The sequence below is a fragment of the Promicromonospora sp. CA-289599 genome, from assembly GCF_050936155.1.
Lineage (GTDB): Bacteria > Actinomycetota > Actinomycetes > Actinomycetales > Cellulomonadaceae > Promicromonospora.
Genome location: NZ_JBNJNI010000001.1, coordinates 4,493,868 through 4,517,041, shown reverse-complemented (window position 1 = coordinate 4,517,041; position 23,174 = coordinate 4,493,868). Strand labels below are relative to the sequence as shown.

General features: G+C 70.3%; 23 protein-coding genes and 1 riboswitch. Of the genes, 16 read left to right on the top strand and 7 right to left on the bottom strand.

The window, feature by feature from the left end:
* The first annotated feature begins 8 nt into the window (after positions 1-8).
* From ureB to ACQEVI_RS20095, 6 genes are read left to right on the top strand one after another with little or no spacing between them, the layout of a single operon-like run.
* Positions 9-392, top strand: a complete 384-nt coding sequence (gene ureB / locus ACQEVI_RS20120; protein WP_432902051.1) for an urease subunit beta — start codon at positions 9-11, stop codon at positions 390-392.
* The gene (locus ACQEVI_RS20115; RefSeq protein WP_432902049.1) at positions 392-2,092 is read left to right on the top strand and encodes an urease subunit alpha; all 1,701 of its coding nucleotides are present in this window, start codon (positions 392-394) and stop codon (positions 2,090-2,092) included. Before ureB ends, ACQEVI_RS20115 begins: the two co-directional genes overlap by 1 nt.
* Positions 2,093-2,099: 7 nt before the next feature.
* On the top strand, positions 2,100-2,789 hold the full coding sequence (locus ACQEVI_RS20110) for an urease accessory protein UreF (RefSeq protein WP_432902047.1): 690 nt from the start codon (positions 2,100-2,102) through the stop codon (positions 2,787-2,789).
* A 46-nt stretch (positions 2,790-2,835) separates the two neighbouring features.
* Positions 2,836-3,594, top strand: a complete 759-nt coding sequence (gene ureG / locus ACQEVI_RS20105) for an urease accessory protein UreG (RefSeq protein WP_432902045.1) — start codon at positions 2,836-2,838, stop codon at positions 3,592-3,594.
* A 7-nt stretch (positions 3,595-3,601) separates the two neighbouring features.
* Positions 3,602-4,489 carry an urease accessory protein UreD gene (locus ACQEVI_RS20100; RefSeq protein WP_432902043.1) on the top strand — a complete coding sequence of 296 codons (888 nt, stop codon included), beginning with the start codon at positions 3,602-3,604 and terminating at the stop codon, positions 4,487-4,489.
* Entirely contained in the window at positions 4,486-5,523 is a 1,038-nt protein-coding gene (locus tag ACQEVI_RS20095; protein ID WP_432902041.1) for a HoxN/HupN/NixA family nickel/cobalt transporter, read from the top strand. The genes ACQEVI_RS20100 and ACQEVI_RS20095 overlap by 4 nt, the downstream gene beginning before the upstream one ends.
* A gap of 37 nt (positions 5,524-5,560) precedes the next feature.
* Here ACQEVI_RS20095 and ACQEVI_RS20090 read toward each other — a convergent pair whose 3' ends face one another.
* A complete protein-coding gene (locus ACQEVI_RS20090) occupies positions 5,561-5,947 on the bottom strand; it encodes a MarR family transcriptional regulator (protein ID WP_432902039.1) in 387 nt (128 codons plus the stop codon).
* A gap of 85 nt (positions 5,948-6,032) precedes the next feature.
* Between ACQEVI_RS20090 and ACQEVI_RS20085 the strand changes: the two genes are divergently transcribed.
* The 4 genes from ACQEVI_RS20085 to ACQEVI_RS20070 all read left to right on the top strand — a co-directional run bounded on the left by ACQEVI_RS20085 (position 6,033) and on the right by ACQEVI_RS20070 (position 10,385).
* A complete protein-coding gene (locus ACQEVI_RS20085; protein WP_432902037.1) occupies positions 6,033-7,088 on the top strand; it encodes a substrate-binding domain-containing protein in 1,056 nt (351 codons plus the stop codon).
* A 239-nt stretch (positions 7,089-7,327) separates the two neighbouring features.
* Positions 7,328-7,493, top strand: a riboswitch (cyclic di-AMP (ydaO/yuaA leader).
* Positions 7,493-8,254, top strand: a complete 762-nt coding sequence (locus ACQEVI_RS20080; RefSeq protein WP_432902035.1) for a C40 family peptidase — start codon at positions 7,493-7,495, stop codon at positions 8,252-8,254. Its footprint overlaps the riboswitch before it by 1 nt.
* Positions 8,255-8,349: 95 nt before the next feature.
* Positions 8,350-9,774: a purine-cytosine permease family protein gene (locus ACQEVI_RS20075; RefSeq protein WP_432902033.1), complete on the top strand. Its 1,425-nt coding sequence runs from the start codon at positions 8,350-8,352 to the stop codon at positions 9,772-9,774.
* Complete coding sequence (locus ACQEVI_RS20070) at positions 9,771-10,385, top strand: cysteine hydrolase family protein (RefSeq protein WP_432902031.1); 615 nt, start codon at positions 9,771-9,773, stop codon at positions 10,383-10,385. The genes ACQEVI_RS20075 and ACQEVI_RS20070 overlap by 4 nt, the downstream gene beginning before the upstream one ends.
* On the opposite strand, the gene ACQEVI_RS20065 is transcribed toward ACQEVI_RS20070, so the two are convergent.
* Both ACQEVI_RS20065 and ACQEVI_RS20060 read right to left on the bottom strand, forming a co-directional pair.
* Positions 10,364-12,040 carry a gamma-glutamyltransferase gene (locus tag ACQEVI_RS20065; protein WP_432902029.1) on the bottom strand — a complete coding sequence of 559 codons (1,677 nt, stop codon included), beginning with the start codon at positions 12,038-12,040 and terminating at the stop codon, positions 10,364-10,366. The two genes, ACQEVI_RS20070 and ACQEVI_RS20065, sit on opposite strands and share 22 nt — an antisense overlap.
* Positions 12,037-13,164 (bottom strand): acyltransferase family protein, encoded by a 1,128-nt coding sequence (locus ACQEVI_RS20060; protein WP_432902027.1) that lies wholly within the window; start codon positions 13,162-13,164, stop codon positions 12,037-12,039. Before ACQEVI_RS20060 ends, ACQEVI_RS20065 begins: the two co-directional genes overlap by 4 nt.
* Before the next feature lie 90 nt (positions 13,165-13,254).
* Here ACQEVI_RS20060 and ACQEVI_RS20055 point away from each other — a divergent pair, with 90 nt between their 5' ends.
* From ACQEVI_RS20055 to ACQEVI_RS20040, 4 genes are all read left to right on the top strand, one after another.
* The gene (locus tag ACQEVI_RS20055) at positions 13,255-14,148 is read left to right on the top strand and encodes an SMP-30/gluconolactonase/LRE family protein (RefSeq protein ID WP_432902025.1); all 894 of its coding nucleotides are present in this window, start codon (positions 13,255-13,257) and stop codon (positions 14,146-14,148) included.
* Positions 14,149-14,353: 205 nt separating this feature from the next.
* Positions 14,354-15,625, top strand: a complete 1,272-nt coding sequence (locus ACQEVI_RS20050) for a hypothetical protein (protein WP_432902023.1) — start codon at positions 14,354-14,356, stop codon at positions 15,623-15,625.
* 86 nt (positions 15,626-15,711) lie between these two features.
* Positions 15,712-16,572 (top strand): hypothetical protein, encoded by an 861-nt coding sequence (locus tag ACQEVI_RS20045; protein ID WP_432902021.1) that lies wholly within the window; start codon positions 15,712-15,714, stop codon positions 16,570-16,572.
* Positions 16,569-17,585, top strand: a complete 1,017-nt coding sequence (locus ACQEVI_RS20040) for a hypothetical protein (RefSeq protein WP_432902019.1) — start codon at positions 16,569-16,571, stop codon at positions 17,583-17,585. The genes ACQEVI_RS20045 and ACQEVI_RS20040 overlap by 4 nt, the downstream gene beginning before the upstream one ends.
* A 264-nt stretch (positions 17,586-17,849) precedes the next feature.
* Here the strand turns inward: ACQEVI_RS20040 and ACQEVI_RS20035 are convergent, their stop codons facing one another.
* Positions 17,850-18,167, bottom strand: a complete 318-nt coding sequence (locus ACQEVI_RS20035; RefSeq protein WP_432902017.1) for a hypothetical protein — start codon at positions 18,165-18,167, stop codon at positions 17,850-17,852.
* 98 nt (positions 18,168-18,265) lie between these two features.
* Between ACQEVI_RS20035 and ACQEVI_RS20030 the strand changes: the two genes are divergently transcribed.
* A complete protein-coding gene (locus ACQEVI_RS20030) occupies positions 18,266-19,870 on the top strand; it encodes an IS1634 family transposase (protein WP_432905779.1) in 1,605 nt (534 codons plus the stop codon).
* On the opposite strand, the gene ACQEVI_RS20025 is transcribed toward ACQEVI_RS20030, so the two are convergent.
* Both ACQEVI_RS20025 and ACQEVI_RS20020 read right to left on the bottom strand, forming a co-directional pair.
* The gene (locus tag ACQEVI_RS20025; protein WP_432902015.1) at positions 19,867-20,796 is read right to left on the bottom strand and encodes an alpha/beta hydrolase family protein; all 930 of its coding nucleotides are present in this window, start codon (positions 20,794-20,796) and stop codon (positions 19,867-19,869) included. The two genes, ACQEVI_RS20030 and ACQEVI_RS20025, sit on opposite strands and share 4 nt — an antisense overlap.
* 84 nt (positions 20,797-20,880) lie before the next feature.
* Positions 20,881-21,342: a MerR family transcriptional regulator gene (locus tag ACQEVI_RS20020; protein ID WP_432902013.1), complete on the bottom strand. Its 462-nt coding sequence runs from the start codon at positions 21,340-21,342 to the stop codon at positions 20,881-20,883.
* Between the two features lie 217 nt (positions 21,343-21,559).
* Here ACQEVI_RS20020 and ACQEVI_RS20015 point away from each other — a divergent pair, with 217 nt between their 5' ends.
* Complete coding sequence (locus ACQEVI_RS20015) at positions 21,560-22,825, top strand: zf-HC2 domain-containing protein (RefSeq protein ID WP_432902011.1); 1,266 nt, start codon at positions 21,560-21,562, stop codon at positions 22,823-22,825.
* Here ACQEVI_RS20015 and ACQEVI_RS20010 read toward each other — a convergent pair.
* A complete protein-coding gene (locus tag ACQEVI_RS20010; protein ID WP_432902009.1) occupies positions 22,750-23,160 on the bottom strand; it encodes a hypothetical protein in 411 nt (136 codons plus the stop codon). The genes ACQEVI_RS20015 and ACQEVI_RS20010 overlap by 76 nt on opposite strands.
* Positions 23,161-23,174: the final 14 nt, after the last annotated feature.

Here is a 23,174-nt window from a genome sequence, read left to right as displayed (position 1 = left end):
GGTCCACCATGTCAGCCCACACGTCCACCGGACCAGGTGCGATCCGCGTAGCCCCCGGCCGCATCGAGATCAACGCCGACCGCGCTCCGCACGAGCGCCTGCGCCTCGTCGTCCTGAACACCGGCGACCGGCCCGTCCAGATCGGCTCCCACCTGCACCTGCCCGATGCCAACACCGCCCTCGAGTTCGACCGCGACGCCGCGCACGGGTTCCGGCTCGACGTGCCCTCCGGCACCTCGCAGCGGTTCGAGCCCGGCGCGAGCCGCCAGGTCGACGCCGTGACGATCCGCGGCGCGCGACGGGTCCCGGGCATCCAGCGGGGCAAGACCGACGGCGGCGCACTGGGACCGGTCGTCGGGCCGCCGTCCGACCAAGTGCAGGAGGACCGCTGATGGCCTGGGTGGACCGCGATCGCTACGCCGCCCTGTACGGCCCGACGGTCGGCGACCAGGTGCGCCTCGGCGACACCGACCTATGGATCGAGATCACCGAGGACCGCACCGCCGGCGGAGAGGAGGCGGTGTTCGGCGGCGGCAAGTCCATCCGCGAGTCGATGGCGCAGTCGACGCGGACCCGCGCCCAGGGCGCGCTGGACACGGTGATCACCAACGCGATCGTCCTGGACTGGTGGGGCGTGGTCCGGGCCGACGTCGGGCTGCGGGACGGGCGCATCGTCGCCCTGGGCCGGTCCGGCAACCCGGACGTCGCCGACGGAGTCCACCCCGACCTGGTCATCGGGCCCTCGACCGACGTCATCTCCGGGGAGGGCCGCATCCTCACGGCCGGGGCGTTCGACGCGCACGTGCACCTGCTGTCGCCGTCGCAGCTCCACGAGGCGCTCGCGACGGGGATCACGACGGTCGCGGGTGGCGGCACCGGACCGTCCGAAGGCTCCAAGGCGACGACGGTCACGGGCGCGGGGCACCTGCGGCACATCCTGCGGGCCATCGACCCGGTGCCGGTGAACGTGCTGCTGTTGGGCAAGGGCAACACGGTGAGCGCGGACGCCCTGGCGGAGCAGGCCCTGGCCGGCGCGGGCGGCTACAAGATCCACGAGGACTGGGGCGCCACCCCGGCCGCGCTCGACGCCGCCCTGCGCGCGGCCGAGGACTGGGGGCTGCAGGTCGCCCTGCACTCGGACTCGCTCAACGAGGCGGGGTTCGTGCAGTCGACGGTCGACGCCATCGGCGGCCGCTCGATCCACGCCTTCCACGTCGAGGGCGCGGGCGGCGGGCACGCGCCCGACATCCTGACGATCGCGGGCCTGCCGCACGTCATCCCGGGCTCGACGAACCCGACCCTCCCCCACACGGTGAACACCGTGGCCGAGCACCTCGACATGCTCATGGTCTGCCACCACCTGAGCCCGGCGGTCCCGGAGGACCTGGCGTTCGCGGAGTCCCGCATCCGCGCCACGACGATCGCCGCGGAGGACGTGCTGCACGACATGGGGGCGCTGTCGGTCACGTCGTCCGACGCCCAGGCGATGGGCCGCATCGGCGAGGTCATCACGCGCACCTGGCAGGTCGCGCACGTCATGAAGCACCGCCGCGGCCCGCTCGGCAGCTCGGAGCCCGCCGACAACGAGCGCGCCCGCCGCTACGTCGCCAAGTACACGATCAACCCCGCGATCGGTCACGGCATCGATGCCCACGTCGGCTCGGTGGAGCCGGGCAAGCTCGCGGACCTCGTCCTGTGGGACCCGCGGTTCTTCGGCGTCCGGCCCGACGTCGTGCTCAAGGGCGGGGTGATCGCGTGGGCGGCGCTCGGCGACCCGAACGCGTCCATCCCGACGCCGCAGCCCGTGCTGCAGCGCCCGGCGTTCGGCGACGCGATCGCCGCCGACCTGTCGCTCGCGTTCGTCGCGCCGGCCGCGATCGAGGACGGGCTGGCGGACCGGCTCGGGCTGCGGCGCGAGCTGGCCGCCGTCGCGCCCACCCGCGACGTCGGGAAGGCGGACATGCGCAACAACGACGTCCTGCCCCGCATCGACATCCGGCCGGACACGTTCGAGATCCGGGTGGACGGCGACCTCGTCGAGCCCGCGCCCGCCGTCCGGCTGCCGCTCGCGCAGCTCTACTCGATGTTCTGAACGCCCCGTGACCTCACCCCACGCCCTCTCGGTGGCGCTGCTGCTCGCGGACGCCCGCCTGCCCAGCGGCGGGCACGCGCACTCGGCGAGCCTCGAGCCCGCGCTGCTGGGCGGTATGCCCACCGGGGACGTGCCCGCCTGGATCGTCGGGCGGGCGACGACCGTGAGCCTGGTCGAGGCGGGCACCGCCGTGGTGACGGCGCGGCTGCTCGCGGGGGCGGACGGCTTCGGCCTCGCCGACGTCGTCCGCGCCTGGGCGGCCCGGACACCCGCGCCCGCCCTGCGCGACGCCGCCCGCCTGCTCGGCCGCGGCTACCTCCGGCTCGCGCGGACCCTCTGGGGGGACGCGCCTGCCGTGCGGGCGCTGGTCGCGCACGACGCCGCCCACGGCCCGCTCCCCCGCGCGGTCGTGCTGGGGGCGGTCGCCGCGGCGACCGGCCTGCCCGCCGAGGACGCCGTCCGCCTCACCGTCTACGACGACGCCCAGACGGCGGCGTCGGCCCTGCTCAAGCTCGAACCGCTCGACCCGGTCACGCCCGCGCGCTGGGTCCTCGAAGCCTGCGCCGCGGCGGAGCAGCACGTGCTGCGCGTCGCGGCGTGCACCACCCCGGAGGACATCCCGGCCTCCGGTTCCCCGCAGACCGAGGGCTGGGCGCAGGCCCACGCCCTCCTGAGCCAAAGGTTGTTCCGTGCCTGATTCCGCACCCACCTCCCCCGACGTGTCAGACGCACAGGTCACTCGGGTGACCCACGCGTCTGACACCTCCACTGCTCAGCGCGCCCTCCGGTTGGGGGTCGCCGGGCCCGTCGGCGTCGGCAAGTCGTCGTTGATCGCGACCGTGTGCCGGGCGCTCGGCGCCGAGCTGCGCATCGGCGTCATCACCAACGACATCTACACCGACGAGGACGCCCGGTTCCTGCGCTCCGCCGGCGTGCTCGAGCCCGAACGCATCCGCGCCGTGGAGACCGGCGCCTGCCCGCACACCGCGATCCGCGACGACGTCACCGCGAACCTGCTGGCCACCGAGGACCTGGAGCGCGACTTCGACCCGCTGGACCTCGTGATCATCGAGTCGGGCGGCGACAACCTCACGGCCACCTTCTCCCCCGCGCTCGTCGACGCCCAGATCTTCGTGCTCGACGTCGCCGGCGGCGGCGACGTCGCCCGCAAGGGCGGCCCGGGGATCGGCCGGGCCGACCTGCTCGTCGTCAACAAGACAGACCTCGCCCCGTACGTGGGCGTGGACGTCGAGCAGATGGTCGCGGACGCGTCGGCGGCACGGGAGAACCGCGCAGTCGTCGCGCTCTCCCGCAGCGACGAGACCTCGGTCGCCGAGCTGCGCGCCTGGGTGCTCGGCGTGCTGGCCAGCTTCCGCGCGGGTGCGCACGTCGCCCAGGACCCCGGGCCCATGGCGCCGCACTTCCACGCCGACGAGGACGGCGGCTACGTGCACAGCCACGACGACGAGGACCAGGTGCACGACCACGCCCACACGCACTGACCTGCCGATGCTGAGCACAGACCCGTCCCTGCCGGACGCGCTGCGGGACGCGCCGGACGCCTTGTCGAGCACGCCGGACGGGGGGTCGACGGCTGCGGTACCGCGAGCGCCGTCGGCCCCGCGGGTGACCCGGGTCGCGGTCGAGCGCCCGTCGAGGTTCGGCGCGCCCGTACGCGTCCGCACGTCCGACGGCCTGTTGGCGGCCCGGATCGTCTCCCGCGACGGGACGCGCGCGGAGGTCGCGCTCGTCGCGGGCGGCGCCATGCTGCTCGGCGGCGACGCGGTAGTCATCGCCGTCCGGGTGGACGCCGGGTGCACGCTCACGCTGACCGACGTCGGAGGGACCGTGGCGTACGACTGCGACGGCCGGGAGTGCCGCTGGGACGCGGACGTCCGCCTCGGGCAGGGGGCATGCCTGACCTGGGCGGGGCTTCCGTTCGTCGTGGCCGACGGCGCGGACGTGCGCCGGACCACGACGGCGCGGCTCGGCTCCGACGCCCGCCTCACCCTGCGGGAGACCGTGGTGCTGGGGCGGTCCGGCGAGCGCGGCGGCCGGATCACGCTGCGCACCGATATCGCCGACGACGTCGGCCCGATCCTGGTCGAGGAGCTGACCGCGGCCGGGGACCGCCCGGTCCCTGGCGTCCTGGGCGGTCACCTGGTGATCGACACCCTGACCGCCGTCCGGGGCGCCGGCCCGGGATCGCCCGGAATGACCATGCACTTGCTGCCAGGAAACGCGTTCGCCTGGCAGCAAGTGCATGGTCATGTCGGGCCGGAGTCGCCCGGCGACGCGGTCACGCTCCGCCTGGAGCGCGGCGGGACCCTCACTCGCTGGCTCGGCCCGGCCACACACCTCAGCCCCCTGGAGCCTGACCCCTCGGAGGACAGATGACCACCAGCACGCCCGCCGAATCCCGCACACGCCGCGGCGTGACGGTCCCTGTCATCGTCGCGCTCCACGTGGTCGGGATCGGTGGCCTGGCCGCGACTCTGGCCGCGGACGGCGGCACCGGAGCGATCACCGTGGCGATGGGGCTGGCGGCGTACGCGCTGGGGCTGCGCCACGCGTTCGACGCCGACCACATCGCGACCATCGACAACACGACCCGCAGGCTGGTCCGCGCGGACCGGGACGCGCGCGGCGTCGGGCTCTGGTTCTCGCTGGGGCACTCGACGGTGGTCCTCGGTGCCGCCCTCCTCCTGGCCGTGGGCGTGCACGCCCTGGCGCCGATGCTCGGCGACGAGTCGTCGCCGCTGCGCCGGGCCACCGGCGTCTGGGGTCCGCTCGTCTCGGGCACGTTCCTCCTGGCCATCGCCGCCGTCAACATCGCCATGCTGCGCCGCGCGCTGCGCGGACGGGCCGGCGCCACCCCGGGGAGCGACGCCTCGGAAGGCCACACGCACCACGCCGGCGGTCCGGTCACGTGGCTGCTGCGCCGGTTCGAGTGGTCGACGGACAAGCCGACCCGGATGTACGTCGTCGGGCTGGTGTTCGGGCTCGGCTTCGACACGGCGACCGAGATCGGCCTGCTGGCGATCACGGCGTCAGCGGCCCTGGGCCAGGTCGCGTGGTACTCGGCGCTGCCGCTCGCGGTGCTGTTCGCCGCGGGCATGTCGCTGCTGGACTCGGCCCAGGGCGCAGTGGCCCGGCGCGTCTACACCCACGCGGGCACCGGCACCCCTTTGCGTTCGCGGGTGCGGTACGACGTCGTCGTCACGGGTGTCTCCGCACTGGCCGCGCTGGGGATCGGCCTCGTGACGCTCGTCCAGGTCGCCGTCGAGCACGCGCCGTGGCTCGGCTGGATCCCGGGGGCCTCGGTAAGCCTCGAGCCGTACGGTGTCGTGCTCACGGTGGTGCTGCTGGTGGCCTGGGGCGTGGGTGCCTACCTCACCTCCCCGCGGCGGAACGGCAGCCCGACGGCGTAGGCGCATCGAGCCGGCAAGCTGTGCCGGCGGAGGGCCCTCAGCCCTGCGCGAGCCGCGCCGTCAGGCGCGCCAGCACGTCCCGGCCGCGGGACGAGAGGTAGACCCGGATCACGCGGCGGTCGAACCCGTCGACCTCGCGGTAGACCAGGGCCTTGGTCAGCAGGTCGTCGACCCGGCGGCCGAGCGTCGCCTTGTCGGCGAGCACCGCCTCGCGGAGCTGGGACATCGTCAGGCCGTCGCCCGCCCCCAGGACGTCGAGCACCAGCCACTCGTCGAGCGTGTAGCCCTCCGGGCCGAGCACCTCGGCGGCGTTCCGGGCGGCGCGGCGAGCGGCGAGCACGGACTCGCGCAGCACGGTCGCGGACATCGCGTCGGCCACGTCGGCGTGGGACGTGGTCTCGACCGTCTCACCAGCAGTCCGCATGAGCGCGTGCCCTTCCTGTGTGCTCGTACACTACCCGCCAACACAGGCCGAGCCCAGAAAGGGCCCATCACCGGGACGGGGCGTCATGTCGGACTTCGTCATCGGTGCGCTCCTGCATTTCCAGGGCCCCGGGGGGATCTACGGCCCGTCGTGCCAGGCCGTGACGGAGCTGGCCGTGGCAGAGCTGAACGCGACGGGCGGGATCCTGAGCCGCCCGGTGCGTGCCGAGTTCCTCGACGCGGGTCAGCCGCTCCCGGTCCTGCGGCGTCAGGTGGCCAGGGTGCTGACCGTCGGCAGCATCCACGCGCTCACCGGCTGGCACACCTCGGCGGTACGGAACGCCGTCGTGCCGCTGGTGCAGCGCCGTGTGCCGTACGTCTACCCGGCCGCGTACGAGGGCGCCGAGACCCGGCCGGGCCTGTACGTCACCGGCGAGGTCCCGTCGGCGCAGCTCTTCCCCGCGATCTCCCGGCTCCGGGCCGAGCTCGGCGTCCGGAGCTGGTACGTCGTCGGTGACGACTACGCCTGGCCGAGGCGCACGTTCCAGGTGCTCTCCACGCAGGTCACGACACTCGGCGTCGAGTTCGCCGGCACCCGGTTCCTGGCCGAGCGGGGCGCGAGCCGCGCGGAGCTCGGCGGCGTCGTGAACGACATCGAGGCCTCGCGGGCCGACGGCGTGCTGATGCTGATGGTCGGCCAGAACGCCGTCCGGTTCAACAGGGCGTTCGCCCGGCAGGGCCTGCACGAGCGAGTCGTCCGCCTCAGCACGCTGATGGAGGAGAACATGCTCATGGGCAGCGGCGTGGGCGGCACGGCCAACCTGTACTCGACGGGCGGCTGGTTCCGCAGCCTGGCGACGGGCGAGGCCCTCGATCTCATCGGTCGCTACACCGCCCATCACGGCGTGCACGCTCCCGCCGTCGGCGCCGCGGCGGAGGCCTGCTACGAGGGGATCTTCGCGCTGCGCACCATCGTCGAGCGCGCGGGCAGTGCCGCGGTCGCCGCTACCGACCGCTCGGTCGACGGCGTGGTCTACGAGGGGCCGCGCGGCCCGATGCGGTTCCAGGGCAACCACGCCCAGCACCGCCTCTACCTCGCGCGCGCCGAGGGGTTCGACTTCGACCTCATGGGCGAGCTGTGACCGCCTGACGAAGCGACAATCCGACCAGATAGGCGGGCGGTCCGACCCGAGCGGCCCGTTCGCCCGGAATCACAACGTTCCGCCCGCGGTGGAGTGACCTACCTCATAGGGACAATTCGGGTCAAGTGGGACACGAACTGCCCCGTGAGCCGTGATGCGATTGTGACTTCGCGGCGGAACGGGGTTAGCGTCGCTCCGGTTCGCGGGAAGTCCGCGGGCACTCGAGGTGGGCGCCGAGCCCTGTCACCGCCCCGAGACTGCACAGAACAAAGACAGGGACGGGGGAACCACGTAAGCGGGCACCGAGACGGTGTCCTTGGGGTGAAGCCGCACAGGTAGTACGCGGCCGGGTCATTCTCCGATCCGAATCCGACAGCTCACCTCGTAGGCGTCAGGAGAAACTCTTGACTACTCGCACGCCTGGGCGCCACCGTGCTGCCCGCAGACCGATCACCCCGCTGACTCCCCTCTCCCGTGCCGCAGCGCGGGGCATCTCAGGTGCCGCCCGCCGCGGCGCGCTCGTCGTCGCCGGCTCCGGCCTGGCAGTCTCCCTGCTCAGCGTTCCCGCGGACGCCGCGCCGGTGGCGGACAACAGCCCGTCCACCGCCGAGCTCGACATCCTGAACAAGACGTCGCAGGGCTCGGTCGCCGGGGCAGCGGTGGTGGAGGCAGTGAACACCGCACCCGCCGTGCAGGTGGCGGCCGACAGCAAGTTCACGCTGGAGACGGGCACCATCAAGGTGACCCCCGCGCCCGAGCCCGAGCCGGAGCCCGTCGTCCAGGAGGTCGTCGAGACCGCCGCACCCGTCGCGAAGGCCGTCCCGGCCTCCGCCGGAGGGTCCCAGATCGTCTCGATCGCCATGCAGTACCTCGGTGTGCCGTACGTCTGGGCCGGCTCGACGCCCGCCGGGTTCGACTGCTCCGGGTTCACGTCGTACGTCTTCGCGCAGATCGGCATCGACCTGCCGCGCACCTCCTCGGAGCAGCGCTACGCCGGCACCCAGGTCTCGGCAGCCGAGGCCCAGCCGGGCGACCTCATCTGGAGCCCCGGCCACATCGCCATCTACGCGGGCGACGGCATGCAGGTCGAGGCACCGGTGCCCGGCCAGACCGTGCGCTACACGGAGATCTGGCAGAACAGCCCGACCTTCATCCGCGTCGGCTGACGTCCGCGGCGGCCGAGACCAGCCACCCGAGGGGCCCGCACCACATCGGTGCGGGCCCCTCGTGCGTGTCACCGGCGAGTGGCAGGATCACCACCATGAGCGTCCCCACGGCGGTCGAGACCAACGCCCTAAACACCATCGACGAGTCCGAGCGGCGCGGCTCGCCCCGCAGCCTGTTCTGGCCCTGGTTCGGGGCCAACGTGTCCGTGCTCGGGCTCGGTTACGGCTCCTACCTGCTCGGCTTCGGTGTCTCGTTCTGGCAGGCGACGGTGATCGGCGCGATCGGCATCGTGGTGTCGTTCCTCTTCTGCGGGTTCATCTCGCTGGCCGGCAAGCGCGGCTCCGCGCCCACCATGGTGCTGTCCCGCGCGGCGTTCGGGGTGCGCGGCAACAAGCTGCCCTCCCTGCTGTCGTGGATCCTCACCGTCGGCTGGGAGACGGTGCTCGTGGCCCTGGCCACGCTCGCGACCTCGACCGTGCTCGGGGCGCTCGGCTGGGGCGGCGGAACCGTCACCAAGATCGTGGCCCTCGTGGTCGTGGCGAGCATCGTGGTGGCCGCCGGCGTCTTCGGGTTCGACCTCGTGATGCGGCTGCAGGTGATCATCACCGTGCTGACCGCCGTGCTCACCGTCGTCTACATCATCCTGGTGGCCGACCACGTCGACTGGGCCACCGTCGCCGCGATCCCCGCCGGCGGCACACCGCAGGTGATCGGCGGTCTCGTGTTCATGATGACCGGGTTCGGCCTGGGCTGGGTCAACATGGCCGCCGACTACTCGCGCTACCTGCCCCGCTCCGCCTCCGGCCCGCGGATCGTCGGCTGGACCACGCTGGGCGCCTCGCTGGCCCCCGTGGTGCTGCTCGTGTTCGGCCTCCTGCTCGCGGGCTCCGATCCGGCTCTCAACGAGGCGATCGGCGCCGACCCGATCGGCGCCCTGTCCACGCTCCTGCCCACGTGGTTCCTCATCCCGTTCGTCGTGGTCGCCCTGGCCGGGCTGATCGGCGGCGCGGCGCTCGACATCTACTCCTCAGGCCTCGCACTGCTCTCCCTGGGCCTGCCCGCCCCGCGCTGGGTCGCCGCCGCCATCGACGGCGGGCTCATGGTGATCGGCGCGATCTACGTCGTGTTCGTCGCGGACTCGTTCATCGGCCCCTTCCAGGGCTTCCTCATCACGCTGGGCGTACCCGTCGCCGCGTGGTGCGGTGTGCTGCTCGCCGACATCCTGCTGCGCCGCCGCGACTACACCGACGCCGACTTGTACGACGCCGCCGGCCGGTACGGGTCCGTGAACTGGTCCGCCGTAGCGCTGGTGCTGGGCGGCACCGCCATCGGCTGGGGCCTCGTGACCAACACCTACGCCCCGTGGCTCGCCTGGCAGGGCTACCTGCTCGGCCCGCTCGGCGGCATCGATGGCACCTGGGCGTTCGCCAACCTGGGCGTGCTCGTCGCCCTGGCCCTGGGCTTCTTCGGCACGCTCCTGCTCACCGCGCGCACCGTCCACCGCCAGGAGGCGCGGTGAGCGACGGCGGAGCGGCCGCCGTCGCGCCACCCGGGCCCGACGCGGCACTGGTCGTGATCGACATGCAGGCCGTCTTCGCCCGCCCGCCCAGCCCGTGGGCCTCCCCCGACTACCCCACCGCGCTCGCCGGCACCCGCCGTCTGCTCCCCACCTTCGCGGGTCGCACGGTCCTCACCAGGTACATCGCCCCCACGGTGCCCGACGGCGCCTGGCGCGCCTACTTCGAGCAGTGGCCGTTCGCGCTCGTGCCCGAGGACGACCCGCTCTACGAGATCACAGACCTCGCCGACGTCGTGAACGGGGGGACGCCCGTCGTCACGCTCCCCACGTTCGGCAAGTGGGGCCCGGAGCTGGCAGCCGCCACGCACGACGCCGGCACGCTCGTGCTCACCGGCGTCGCGACCGACTGCTGCGTGATCTCGACGGCGCTCGCCGCCGCCGACGCGGGCCGCCGCGTGCTCGTGGTCGCCGATGCCTGCGCCGGCTCGACGCCGGAGAACCACGAGCGCGCGCTGGACGTCATGCGGCTCTACGCGCCGCTGATCGAGGTCACGACGGCGCAGGCCGTGCTGGCCGGGGTCCAGCCGGCCTATCCCCGGCCCACCACATAGCCCGCCGAACGGCGCTCGTCGGCGAAACCGCCCACCCGGCCCTGTCCCCACCGGACCACGAGCGCCTGCACCGAGCCGTAGCTGGGCCGGGCCGCCTCGCCGGTCACGACGACGTCGTAGCCCATCCCCCGCATCGAGTCGGCGAGCTGCGGGGTCTCCAGGCGCAGCTCACCACCGGTCAGGTAGAACCGGCCGGAACGGACGGCGGTCTCCAGCGGCTGGCCGTGCAGGGCCCAACGGGTGACGACGTTGGCGATGGTGCTGGGTATCTGCTGGCCGCCGGGTGTCCCGAGCACGAGCACGGGCCGTTGCCGCGCGTCGAGCAGCATCGACGGCGAGCTCCAGGTCACGGAGCGACGCCCGGGTTCCGGCCGGTTCGCTCCGTCGACGCCGACGTCGCGGAACCGCCCGAGCTGGTTGTTGACGAAGAACCCCGCGACGTACTGCCCGCTGCCCCAGTAGTTGGTGATGGTGTTGGTCATCGACACCGCCCTGCCGTCAGCGTCGACCACTGAGATATGGGTCGTGTTGGGTGCGCCCTCGTAGGCGGCGAGCGCGGCGGAGCTCAGGCTCGTCTCTGCGGCGTCCGGCAGGGTCGCCGCGAGCTGGGCGTTCCGTTCGGGATCGGTGAGCCGTTCCACGGGGACGTCCACGAAGCGCGGGTCCCCGAAATGCTCCTGCACGGACGTGTCGGCGATCTGCCAGGCACGCGACAGGATGTCGACGTACTCGGGTGAGTCGGGGTCGACGTCGGCGATGCCCGCGGCCTGGGCGATCTGCAGCATCTGGATGATGGCGGCGCCGGGGAGCGCGGGCGCTCCGGAGAGCATCGTGAACTCGCCCACCGGGCCGGCCGCGGGCTCGGAGACGTCGACCTCGTAGGCAGTGAGGGACCCCCTGTCGATTCCGGGGGTCTCGGCCAGCGTCCGGGCGAGGCTGCCGGTGTAGAGGGAGTCCGCACCGTCCTCGGCGAGGGTGCGCATCGTGCCGGCGAGCTCCTCCTGGACCAGCAGGTCGCCCTGCCGGAGGGGCGAACCGTCGTCGCGCCGGAAGTGCGGGAGCGACGCGGTGACCTCCGGACCCGGGGCGCCGGCGATCTGGGACGCGAGGTACCGCGAGACCGGTTCACCGGACCGGGCTATCTCGATGGCGGGTTCGAGCAGGTCGGCCCAGGGCAGGCTCCCGTGGTCGCGGTGCAGCCGCTCCATCCCCGCGACGAAGCCGGGGATCCCCGCGCCGCTGGCCGGGATCTCGCCGGCCTGGTTGACCACCTCGCGGTACTCGTAGTTCGCCGCCTCCCCGTCGGCCAGGACTATCGCGGCCCCTCCGCCCCCGATACCCGAGCTGGCCGGCTGCAGGACGGCGTCCGCGAAGGCCGCGGCGACCGCGGCGTCCACGGCGGTGCCGCCCCGCTCGAGCATCCGTGCGCCTGCCTCGGCGGCCAGCGGGTGTCCGGCGCTGACGCCGTGGGCGCCCAGCTCTGGCTCCGGTGCAGGCGTGGGCGTCGGGGCGGGTCGTGACGGTGAGGCCGACGCGGTCGGGGACCGGTCGGCCTCCTGGGCGGACGGCGCCGTCGTACAGGCGCAGAGCCCCACCATGACCACGGCTGTCACGAACGCAGCCGCGATGCCCGGCCGCTTCTTGTTGTCGATCACTGTTGTCTCGCCCTTTCCGGGGTCGGTGCGATATGCCTGGGGGTGTGTACCCGCGGCGCCGGCGGCAGGAGCCACGACCGCCGGAGGAGCTGTTCGATCGGGGCAGGTCGGCCCGTGCGCGCCCAGAGGACGGCCGCCACGATCACGGTGACGACGAGCGCCGAGCTGATCAGGACGCCCTGCCCGAGCGAGAACCCCTGTGGGGGCTTGATCAGCGCGAGCACGACGAAGTGCAGGACGTAGAGGGTCAGCGAGAGCCGGCCGCACGCGACGAGCCAGCCGAGCGCGCGGGACCGCTCGAACCGGCGCAGGGCCAGCACGCAGGCCGCGACGACCGCTACCGCTCCACCGATGCTGCTGGCCAGCCACAGCGGCATCTGGCCGTGCGCCGCTCCGGTCAGCAGGCGCCAGGGCCCACGGTCCGCGTCCGGCCCGATGAGCAGGTACGCGAGCTGGGCGATCGCGACCGCGACCGCCGCGACGGCGGCGCCACCGGCGGCCAGCCGTCGGAGCACGGTCGTGTCGGTGAGGTCGAGCCGCACGACGCACAGACCCGCGACGAACGGCACCGTCCAGCTCAGCAGCGGGTACCGGCCGGTCAGCAGGAGCGAGTACGCCGCTTCCCACGGCGGGGTGCCGATGGTGACCGGGTCGACCGGCTGCAGGCTCGGCCAGATCGTCTCGTGCGCGACGATGACGGCAGGCCCGGCGAGCGCGAGCACGACGCCGACGCCCAGCAGCGCGCGGGTGGGCAGCCGCCACAGCAGCGGCGCCAGCAGGAAGAGGACCGCATAGGTGGGGAGGATGACGTTGACCTGGTCCGTCAGCTCCTGGAGCGCGACCCCTCCCCCGAAGAGGAGCGCAGCACGCCAGGTGACCGTCGACCACCGTTCCCGCTCCGGCCGCCGGTTCAGCAGGTAGCCCATGCCGATGCCGGCCACGACGACGAAGAGCACGGAGGCCCGCCCGTACGGCAGCAGGTAGAGGCGCTGGAGCAGGGACTGCGAGCCCACCGGCCCGACGTTGACGACGATCATCCCGACGAGTGCGAGCCCGCGCGCGGCATCGATACCAGCGAGCCGGGGATGCCCGGCCACAGCTTCCGTGCCGACATTTTGCTTCACGTCATGTTGACGCTTCTCGACCCACCGTAGGTTGTGTGGAGGTGGAACCCCTCACACTCCGTTCACGGATTCACGCGCGATGATGTTCCCATGACAGCGACCAGGATCCGTGCCCAGTGGGAGCACCACGACGAGCGGTTCTCCCCCGTCCGCGGGGACCGGTTCGCCGAGGTGCTGTACGACGGCGGGAGCTGGCTCGAAGGTCCCGCCTACTCGGCGGCCTGGCGCACGGTGCTCTTCAGCGACATCCCGAACGACCAGGTCCTGTCCTGGGACGAGGCGACCGGCACCGTCGGCGTCTGGCGCAGCCCGGGCGGGTACGCGAACGGCCGCACGATCGATCGTGGGGGCCGGATGCTCCAGTGCGAGCACGGCTCCCGCTCGGTGACCCGCACCGAGCCGGACGGCAGCGTGACCGTGCTCGCGGACCGCTGGGAGGGCAAGCGGTTCAACAGCCCCAACGACCTGGTCGAGCACAGCGGCGGCAGCGTCTGGTTCACCGACCCGGCGTACGGCATCGACAGCGACTACGAGGGCTATCGGGCCACGCCGGAGATCGATGGCTGTCACGTCTACCGCCGCGACCTGGACGGTTCGGTCACGCGGGTCTCCGACGACTTCGCGCGCCCCAACGGGCTGGCGTTCTCCGCGGACGAGCGGAGCCTCTATGTCACCGACACCGAGCGGAGGCACCTGCGCCGCTTCGACGTCGGCCCGGACCTCACCCTGACCGGCGGCGACGTGTTCGCCGTCTGCGACGCCGGTGGCTTCGACGGCGTGCGGGTCGACGACGCCGGCCGCCTCTGGGGCGCGGCCGCCGACGGCCTGCACTGCTTCGACCCGGACGGCACCCTGCTCGGCAAGCTGCTGCTGCCCGAGGTCTGCTCGAACCTGACCTTCGGCGGACCGAAGCGCAACATGCTGTTCGTGACGGCGACGCACCTGCTGCTGTCGATCCGGGTCACCGTGACAGGGCTCCGGTAGGCCCCGGCGCCATCGGGCCTGACGAGAGGCATGACTTTGCCGGGGCCCTGCTCAGGCCGAGCTACGCACCAAGCGAACGATCGATGCAGCTGAGCAGGCGCACCTCGAACACGACTCGAGGCACATTGGTCGACCGTGACACTGCCGCAAACCGCACCAAAGCCGCTATCGTGACCGCAGGACAGTGTCCGGAGGGGGACTCACGATGCCAGAGGCCATCGGACCCGACGCTGACGATTACAGCGACCCGGCGGTTATCAGGGCCTACGTCCGACACCCCGACGCGCCAGACGTCCTTCGCCGAAAGTGCCTCGTGGTTGGATCCAAAGGGTCCGGGAAATCATTCTTCCTCAAGCATCAGCAACTTGCCCACCACCCAAGCGCCCATCTGCTCAAGCTTCCGACCGACCTCAGCGCCGTGGCCGGGGACCTAGGGATCGGTGGCCGATCGGAACAAATAGCACCGGCGCGCGCCACCTCGATCCGCGGGAAGACTGCTGCGCTGCTAGCAGCCACTGTTCTCAAACAGGCGGCTGAACGAAACAATAATGCCGTAGACCCGTACATCGTAAACATCTTCCTACCCGGTCACTCGTCAGATATCTCCGGAAAGGTCGACGCCCGCCGCGCCGGCCAGATCAAGCGTGACCTGAATCGAATGCCTCTGGAAGAATGGACGCATTCGCCCGAACTTGATCTTATGCAGGATTTCGCGCAGGGAGTGCGGGACCTGAGCGGGTCGCCACCCATCTTTCTTCTTGATCGAGGTGAAGACATCTCGGCACCGGCGCTCGAGGTTCTGATGAAACTTCTCGATCAATCGATTCCGGGCATCACAGCGATCGCGGCACGCCCAGCCATCCAACAGCTCGTGCCGGACGTGCCGAATCTGACCATGCAGCCCGGCGACCACTACGACGTCGTCCACCTCGGAACTGATCCGTACGGCGAGACATGGCGCAGCTTCGTCCAGGACGCAACCCGAAACTATTTCGAACTCAACGACATCAACGCTCCAGGTCTGGCGGATCTCACGTGGACCCGAAATCTGGCACGCGACTCGATAAAGTGGGCGATCTCTTACACGCACATCGCACTCCAGACTCCCGAGCGTCGAGATATCGAAAGACGACGCGATCACATGAAGATCCTGCGCGACACCGCCGAAAGCCGAGCGCGCACAATTCTAACCAATCTTGTCGATATCAGGCGGATTGTCCACGAGGTCAGACAGCGGGTGCCGGCGACAACCAACGGTCCTCAGATTGCCATTGACATTCAACTCGGCGATTTTCCCGAACAACTTTCACTGATGGGCGGTCGTACGCGCAACGAGAGGATGATTCAGGCAGGGTTGCGCGCCGAAGCGTTCTACATTCTTCCGGCAACATCCTGGCACCCTTACGAAGTTCCCAACTGCGTCGAGATCAGTCCACTCCTAGCGTGGGACGGGAGCAACAAGAAATGGATCGAGTAACCGTTCACCTTGACCCAAAAAAGCTTTTCGGGGGCGGTCCACGGTCTGCCTCCGCGACCCCCCGCGTCTTCGTGGCGCACAGGTTCGTGCCTGAGAGTTCTCAATTCAAGGACGACCTGGAACGGTTGCTCCTGATCGACTGGGAAATTGAGACACTGCACGGCGGAAAGATCAGCCTGGGCTTCGACTGGGCCCACGACATCCGAACGAAGATCAAGAAGTCGAAACTCGTCGTCGCCGACGTAACAGACACGAGTCGAGAAGTCATGTTTGAGATCGGCTTCGCGGGAAACAAACCGGCACTTTACGTCACCGCCCGGCATGCGGACAGGGCGACCCTGCCGCCATGGCTAACCATCCGCCAATCGGCAGCCTACCTCGATGACGGAACTGATTCGATCTCACGAACTATCGGCGGCTTTATTCGCAGCAAGAACCTCCCAGTTCTCCACAGGCGGTCGGTTGGCCCTGGCAGCGCCACTCTTCTAATGCGCGAGGGGCACGAGTGGGCCGTGCATACCGCTCAGTTCCTAGAGGCTCGACTGGGCGAGTTTGGTGTAGCGCTGAAACGCGTCGACCCCGAGGAGGTTTCCAGCGGTGTCGCACTTTCGCAGATCGCGAGCAGCCAGCTAATTTTCGCATGCATCGATGGGAGTCGATCCGACTACCTGGCACATTTTGCGCTCGGGGCTGTCGCCGGAAGGCCTAGTTTCAAGTCTTTCAAGTCCCAGTCGCCTGGCGGGAGCCAGCAAACACTGCGACGTATAGGCGTTGTACTTTCGCAGACACAGGACGACTTCGAAGCCTTTGCGGCGGACGCTCTGAAGCGCATCGACAAGGATGTAATATTCCGGTCGTTGGAACCGAGTGCAATCGACGCTCGAATCTTGCCAGTTCTAAAGAAGCATCGGCAGTGGCGCGCACGTGGAAGAGGTGACCTCTCGTGATCGCTCCAGATCTCCACATCTCAGCCCTCAGCTTCGAGGTGCGAGCGATTGGTTCAGCTCTGGAATGGCTGGATGGTCGATCCTCAGGCACTTTGCTCTTGATTGACTACGAGAGCGAGGCGACACCCGGTGCAGAAGCTCAGGAGCTTCGCCGGGTCGTAGAAGAGGAGATCCTGGCGCATACCTCCAGAGACATCGTGATACGCAAAATTCACGTAACCCCGCACTCCATGCGCGATATGATTGATGTACTGACTCAATTCTGCGTCGGGGCCGGGACGGTTACAGTCGACATCACCTGCATGACACGTCCTCATGTTGTCGCGGCAGCGCGGTTCCTGGCGGCCGTCGGCGTTCCTGACTGGGCAGTCACATATTCGAGCCCGGTGAACTATGGTTCAACCTCCAGTTCAAGCTCCACCGGTGGCTGGCGAGACACGTTGATTCTTGGCCTTGGCGACGACACGAGCATGGACAATCAAGGTGTATCGCTCGGCCTGATGATACTCGGGGCCGAAGCGGGTCGCATTGCGGTAGCATTTGACGATTTCGAGACTGATGCGGGCATAGTAGTGGTAACCGAGAATCCGGACCGGCCGGATTTCCACCGAGCCGCTTTGATGCGCACACAGAACATTCTGCAGTACCTGGAATCCTTTAGCTTGAGCGGCTCTCGCGGACAGACTGTATCGGCAAGCCTCGGCAGCAACGGATGGACTCGTGAAATCGTGTCATTACCGGACGTGGTCGGCGATTGTCATGCGATAGTCGATCGATTGGTCACAGCCGCGATGTCGGTAGAGACCAGCGAGTCGAAGGCTGCTCCGATAGTCGTCTACCCGATTGGCCCGAAGTTCACGATCTTTTGTGTGATCTATTGGCTGACGTCCTCGTATGCAGACCGCGCGTGGTGCGTCTACCCGATCGCTCAAACCCATCGACTCGACTATTCTCTCGGCCTGGGTAGCGTCCACAGGTGGTCGTCAAGTCAATTTCAAGAATCATTGCTCTAACTGAAGTATTTGATCAACCGGACCCCGGCTGCCCCGCAGAATCTTGTCGTTGGTGCCATTCACACCAGGGCGACGGCAGAGTCGTGGCTATAGGACCGGTGAGGTCTGCTGTGTAGATTCTTTGCCGGTGAGACGGTCTCACGTGAGGCGCACCTGCTGGAACTGCTGGAGGAGCCGCGATTATTGCTGGGTGGGCAGCGGACGCCGGCACGAAGCGCTTGGCACGGCTCGAGATGACCCCCGGCACAGCAGCTGAGTCCACGTTCACTGCCCGTCCCGGAACTCCACCTCCGGGTACTCGGCCACCGGGCCGTCCAGCAGCGGTGCGGCCCGGCCGCGCAGGTGGCGGTCCAGGAACGCGCCCACGTAGGCGTTGGTGATCTCGACACCGCGCGCACCACCGACGAGCCCGCCCGGCAGCGGCATGCCGAGCTGGTCGAGGAACATCAGCTGGTCGGTGAACGATCCGTGGTTGGCGGTCGGGACCTGCAGCCACAGGCCCGTCGCGCCCAGGCGAGCCCGGTTGTCCGGCCAGTCCGTCCCGTCGCTGGCGCCCGGCTCGTGCGACCCGACTTGGCTCACGGTTTTGAGGTCGTGGTGACAGCGGCCCGGTGACCTGCGGGGATGCTTGCTGAGGTGTGCGGTGGTGCGCACTAATCGTGGTGTCTATCGTGCTCGTCGTGGCGTACGTGCGGACGGTCAAGACGGCTTCGGGGGCTCGGGCGGTACAGATCGTGCACTCCCAGCTGCGTGGTTCGCGTGACATCGAGCACCTCGGGTCGGCGCACACCGACGCGGACTGGGAGCTGTTGGTCGCTGCGGCGCGGCAGAAGATCGCGACCGGGCAGGGCGAGCTGGACCTGCGGCTGCCCGACAGCCCTCCGGCTGGTGGTGGACCGTTGCCGATCACGGGGTCGCGGATGGGCGTGCTCGTCGACGCGCTCGAGCGCGCCTACCAGGCGCTCGGGTTCGACCGGGCAGCCCGCAAGGACGAGGTGTTCAAGCAGCTCGTCCTGGCGCGGATCATCGAGCCGACCTCGAAGCTGGACTCGTTGCGGGTGCTGGCCGAAGCCGGGATCGACGCGCCGTCCTATGCCACGCTCAAGCGGCGTCTGCGCGTCTACGCAGGCCTGCCTGCGAAGGGCCTGCCCCCACTCGACCACGACGCCGACGGCGAGCCGCAGGACTCCGAACCGCAGGACTGCGAACCGCTGGTCGTGGATCCGACCGGTGGTCCGTGGCGGACGAGGATTGCGAACGCGTGCGCCGAGCATGTGGGGCTGGGGCCGGCGACGTACTGCTTGTATGACGTGACGACGCTGCACTTCGAGGCCCACGAGGGCGACGGGTTCCGCGAACCCGGGTTCTCGAAAGAACGCAGGCTGGAGCCGCAGATCACCGTCGGGCTGCTCACGGACGCGGCCGGGTTCCCGTTGATGGTCCACGCGTTCGAGGGCAACCGCGCCGAGACCACGACCATGGTCCCGGTGCTGCAGGCGTTCATGGCCACCCACGGGCTGACCGACATCGTGATCGTGGCCGACGCGGGCATGATCTCCGAGACGAACTGGCGCGCGATCGAGGAGCTGGGCTGGTCCTTCGTCCTGGGGGCGCGGATGGGCGAGGTCCCGATCGTGGTCCAGAAGTGGCGCGATGACCACCCCGGGCAGGAGATCCCCGACGGGCACGTGTTCACCCGCCCGTGGCCCGCCGCGCCCTCGGACAAGCGGCGTGACCACACGTACTACTACAAGTTCTCCGCCGCGCGCGCCCGGCGCACCCTGCACGGGATCGACGAGCAGGTCCGCAAGGCCGAGCAGGCCGTCGCTGGGAAGAGCGCTGTGAAACGCAACCGGTTCGTCAAGCTCGCCGGCGCGACCAAGACCGTCAACCGTGACCTGGAGACCAAGGCCCGGGCACTGGCCGGGATCAAGGCCTACGTCACCAACCTCGACGACCCGAGCGCCGAGCACGTCATCGCGACCTACTCCGCGCTGCTCAACGTCGAGAAGTCCTTCCGGATGACCAAGTCCGACCTGGCCGCCCGGCCCGTCTTCCACCACGTCCGCCACAGCATCGAGGCGCATCTGACGATCGTGTTCGCCGCCCTGGCCGTCACACGGTGGATCGAGAACGCCACCGGCTGGTCCATCCGCAAGTTCGTCAAGACCGCCCGCCGCTACCGGCAGATCACCATCGCCGCCGGCGGGCAGACGATCACCGCCGCCGACCCGCTACCCGACGACCTGCAAGCCGCCGTCGACCGCATCCATCGACCGCACTAAATGAGCCAAGTCGGGGCCCGGTTGTCCGGCCAGTCCGTCCCGTCGCTGGCGCCCGGCTCGTGCGAGGCGCTGCCCAGCATGAGGAACGGCCGGTCCATCCCTGTCTCGGGAAAGTCCACCTGGAAGGTGCCGTCCATGTTGACCCCGGCGTCCACGCGCCGGTCGTCGACGATCGCCGCCGCGGCGGCCGCGCCACCGATCGAGTGGCCGACGACGGCGATGTGCCGCGCGTCGATGATCGGCCCGTGCCGCCAGAGCCGGCCGTGCGTCAGCTCGTCCAGGACGAAGTCGATGTCGAGGGCGCGACCGCGCGTGACCCATGCGCCGACCTCCGCGCTGTTCTCCCGCTCGCAGAGCAGGCAGGGAGCGACCTGGCCGTCGGGAATCTCGATGGCACGGGCCTCGTACGTGTGGTCGACGCCGGCAACGACGTACCCACGGGACGCGAGGTCCTCGGCGAGCGAGCTCAGCGACTCCCGGCTGAGGCCGGCGCCCGGCGACAGCACCACGAGGGACCGCCGGCCCGGCAGCGCCGGGGCCCGGTCGTAGGAGTGGGTCTCGACGGTCGTCAGGATGTCCGAGGGCACCGGTAGGTTCGCGCTCTCGACGATCGCCGCCGAGACCGCCTCCGTCGTGTACGGGGTGGGCTCGCCGTACGGCACCGCCGGGTACCAGACGGACACCATGAGCTCTCGGCGCCGCTCGGGCCGCCATGGGTCGGCCCGGTCCTCGTCGACGAGGTGGACCGGCGCCATCCCGACGGGATACTGCCCGGTCGGTTCGGGCAGGGAGAGGGCCGGGATCTCGTCGGCCGACGGCGCGGTGGCCGCCGCCGGGCCGGCCGTCGCGCTGGGTGCGACGACCGCCGTGCAGGCCACGAGGGCCGTCGCGACGAGTGCGGACGGGATGAGGCTGGGTGTCTTCATGTGGAGGTTATTTCACGGCGCTGACCTGCGAACCAAGGGTTCGCGAGAGGTTCCAGGGACAAGCCAGGGAAGCCCCTGAGCGAGTCAGTGTCGCTGCCTCAGGGAATCTGCGAGGGACGGACGGCGACCGGCCCTGTTGTCGACGATGTCCCGGACGTGCGTACGGAAGTTCGGGCACGAGGTGATGTCATGGGCCCGGCACTCGAGGGCGTGGCGGGTCATCTCGCGGGACAGCTCCATCTCGGCCATCCGCCGGTCGAGGTCCGCGATGTGTTCCTCGAGGATCACGTGGCGGTCGTACGCGCCGCCGTCGAGCATCACGCGGATCTGCTCCAGGCTCATGCCCGCGGCCTTGCTGCGGATGATCGTGGCGACGCGAAAGGCGTCGTCGGAGCCGTACCGGCGCCGGCCGGCGCCGTCGCGGGCCGGGCTGAGCAAGCCCACCGCCTCCCAGTGGCGCAGCACGTGTGTCTCAAGGCCGAACCGCACGGCCAGGTCGCCCACTGACCAGATGGACCGATCTCCGGGAACAGGAAGTGACTTCATGGCGCCATGGATTCACAGGCTGAGCACCACCCGCAAGCCCTTGCGGGTGATACCACGGGTTGCCGCCGCCTTCCAATCTTCGAGATCACAAGCGTGGGACGGCGTTTCCGTATGCTTGAGGCGGTGGTGTTGGGCGGACACCGCCGACCCCGACCCGTTCCGGACATTTCCAGTCTGGGCCTTTCAATGACGAGCAGCCTTACGTGGGGAGCGTCGCGTGACCGCCACTGGTGACCTCCGGGTCGACTGGGTGGTGCACCGGCCCAACGTCGTGCGCTCGGTCGCCGCACGCGTACCCGGCATCGACGCCGAACGCCACGCCGACGTCACCATGCTCCGCACCGCACTGTCCGACCTCGCCGACGACGACCGCAACCTCCTCCTCGAACGCCACCTCCACGACCGCGCAGTCGCCGACATCGCCACCACTCTCGGCGTGCGCCCCCACGCCGTCACCATGCGCCTGCGCCGCGCCGAAGAACGCCTCGCCGGCGCCTTCGCCGCCGCCCACGCCCAAGACGTCAACGAACCCGAGTGCCGCACCACCCGCGCCGCCATGCACGACTACCTCAAAGGACGCCTCCTGCCCCGCCGCCAACGGCGCCTGGAGGTCCACATGGACGGCTGCGCCGAGTGCACCCGCGCGTTCGTCGACGTCCGCGAGGTGTCCTGGATGCTCCGCGACCTCGGACAACACCTCATCGCAGGCGGCTGGGCCACCGGAGCCGTCGGCACCGGCGCGATCGGCGTCGGCGCGGTCGGTGCGGGCAAGGCGCAGCCGCGTTCGGTCGGGAAGAAGGAGGCTGCTGTGGCCGCCGGTGTTCTCGCCGTCCTGGCGGTCGGTGCGGGTGCGGCGGCGTTGATCGCCGACCAGGACGACGAACCGCCGATCCAGGCCCTCGAAGAGGGCGCAGCAGCCGAGCCGCCGAGCCTGCCAGGTCCGCCGGAACCACCCGCGCAGGAGCGACCCCCGGCCATCCCGCCCGCGGACCCCAAGCCGCGCCCGGCCACCACGCCCAAGGAGGACGCCGTCCCGGTTCCGGCACCCGAGCAGAAGGCGGCCGAACCGGAGCCGGAGCCGGCGGACGACCCGCCGTCCGCTCCGGACATCGAACAGGCTGTGGACCGGCCCGCGCCACAGGCGCCCGCCGACAAGCCCGCCGCACCGGAACCGGCACCGACTCCCAAGCCGAAACCCGAACCTGCGCCCAAGCCGACCCCTCCGCCGGCTGTCGATTCCGGCGGTCCGCCCGGAAATCCCGGCAACCCCAACGGCCGAGGCCCCACCACGTACGACGGCCAGGGCCCCGGGACCGGCAACGGACGCGGCAACGGTCAGGACGACGTCCGCGGGAACGGCCAGGGCCACGGGAACCGAGGCGGCATCGGCAAGGGCAACGGCCGGAGCTACGACCACGGCCGGCAGGACATGAACGGGTTCACCGTCGCCCTGCCCGGCATCCTGCTGGGCGGCATTGGCTGAAGGGCCTTGGGCATGCTGGCTCGGTGCGCCAGGACGGCGACGAGCCCGGCGTGCGCCTCCGGGTTCCGCGCGGCGAGGTCGAGGTAGGACCGTTTGCCCGCCGTGTCGAGCGCGGTCACCACGCGCGCCAGGATGCTCGCGTGCCGCACCAGGAACGCGTCGACCGCCGGGTTCAGGACCAGGCCGCGGCGCTGATCGCTCGTCCGGTCGCGGCGCACCAGCACCTGGAGGACGACGGCGACCGCCGCGTCGTCGGGCAGCCCGTACTCGCGGACCACCTCGGACATGAGCGAAGGCGTCCAGCGGGCGAGCGTCACACGGATCTCACGCGGCAAGGACGATCACGTCC

Coding starts and splice junctions, on each gene's coding strand:
- ureB (WP_432902051.1), top strand. CDS start 9: ATGTCAGCCCACACGTCCACCGGACCAGGTGCGATCCGCGTAGCCCCC.
- ACQEVI_RS20115 (WP_432902049.1), top strand. CDS start 392: ATGGCCTGGGTGGACCGCGATCGCTACGCCGCCCTGTACGGCCCGACG.
- ACQEVI_RS20100 (WP_432902043.1), top strand. CDS start 3,602: ATGCTGAGCACAGACCCGTCCCTGCCGGACGCGCTGCGGGACGCGCCG.
- ACQEVI_RS20095 (WP_432902041.1), top strand. CDS start 4,486: ATGACCACCAGCACGCCCGCCGAATCCCGCACACGCCGCGGCGTGACG.
- ACQEVI_RS20090 (WP_432902039.1), bottom strand. CDS start 5,947: ATGCGGACTGCTGGTGAGACGGTCGAGACCACGTCCCACGCCGACGTG.
- ACQEVI_RS20085 (WP_432902037.1), top strand. CDS start 6,033: ATGTCGGACTTCGTCATCGGTGCGCTCCTGCATTTCCAGGGCCCCGGG.
- ACQEVI_RS20075 (WP_432902033.1), top strand. CDS start 8,350: ATGAGCGTCCCCACGGCGGTCGAGACCAACGCCCTAAACACCATCGAC.
- ACQEVI_RS20055 (WP_432902025.1), top strand. CDS start 13,255: ATGACAGCGACCAGGATCCGTGCCCAGTGGGAGCACCACGACGAGCGG.
- ACQEVI_RS20050 (WP_432902023.1), top strand. CDS start 14,354: ATGCCAGAGGCCATCGGACCCGACGCTGACGATTACAGCGACCCGGCG.
- ACQEVI_RS20025 (WP_432902015.1), bottom strand. CDS start 20,796: ATGAAGACACCCAGCCTCATCCCGTCCGCACTCGTCGCGACGGCCCTC.
- ACQEVI_RS20020 (WP_432902013.1), bottom strand. CDS start 21,342: ATGAAGTCACTTCCTGTTCCCGGAGATCGGTCCATCTGGTCAGTGGGC.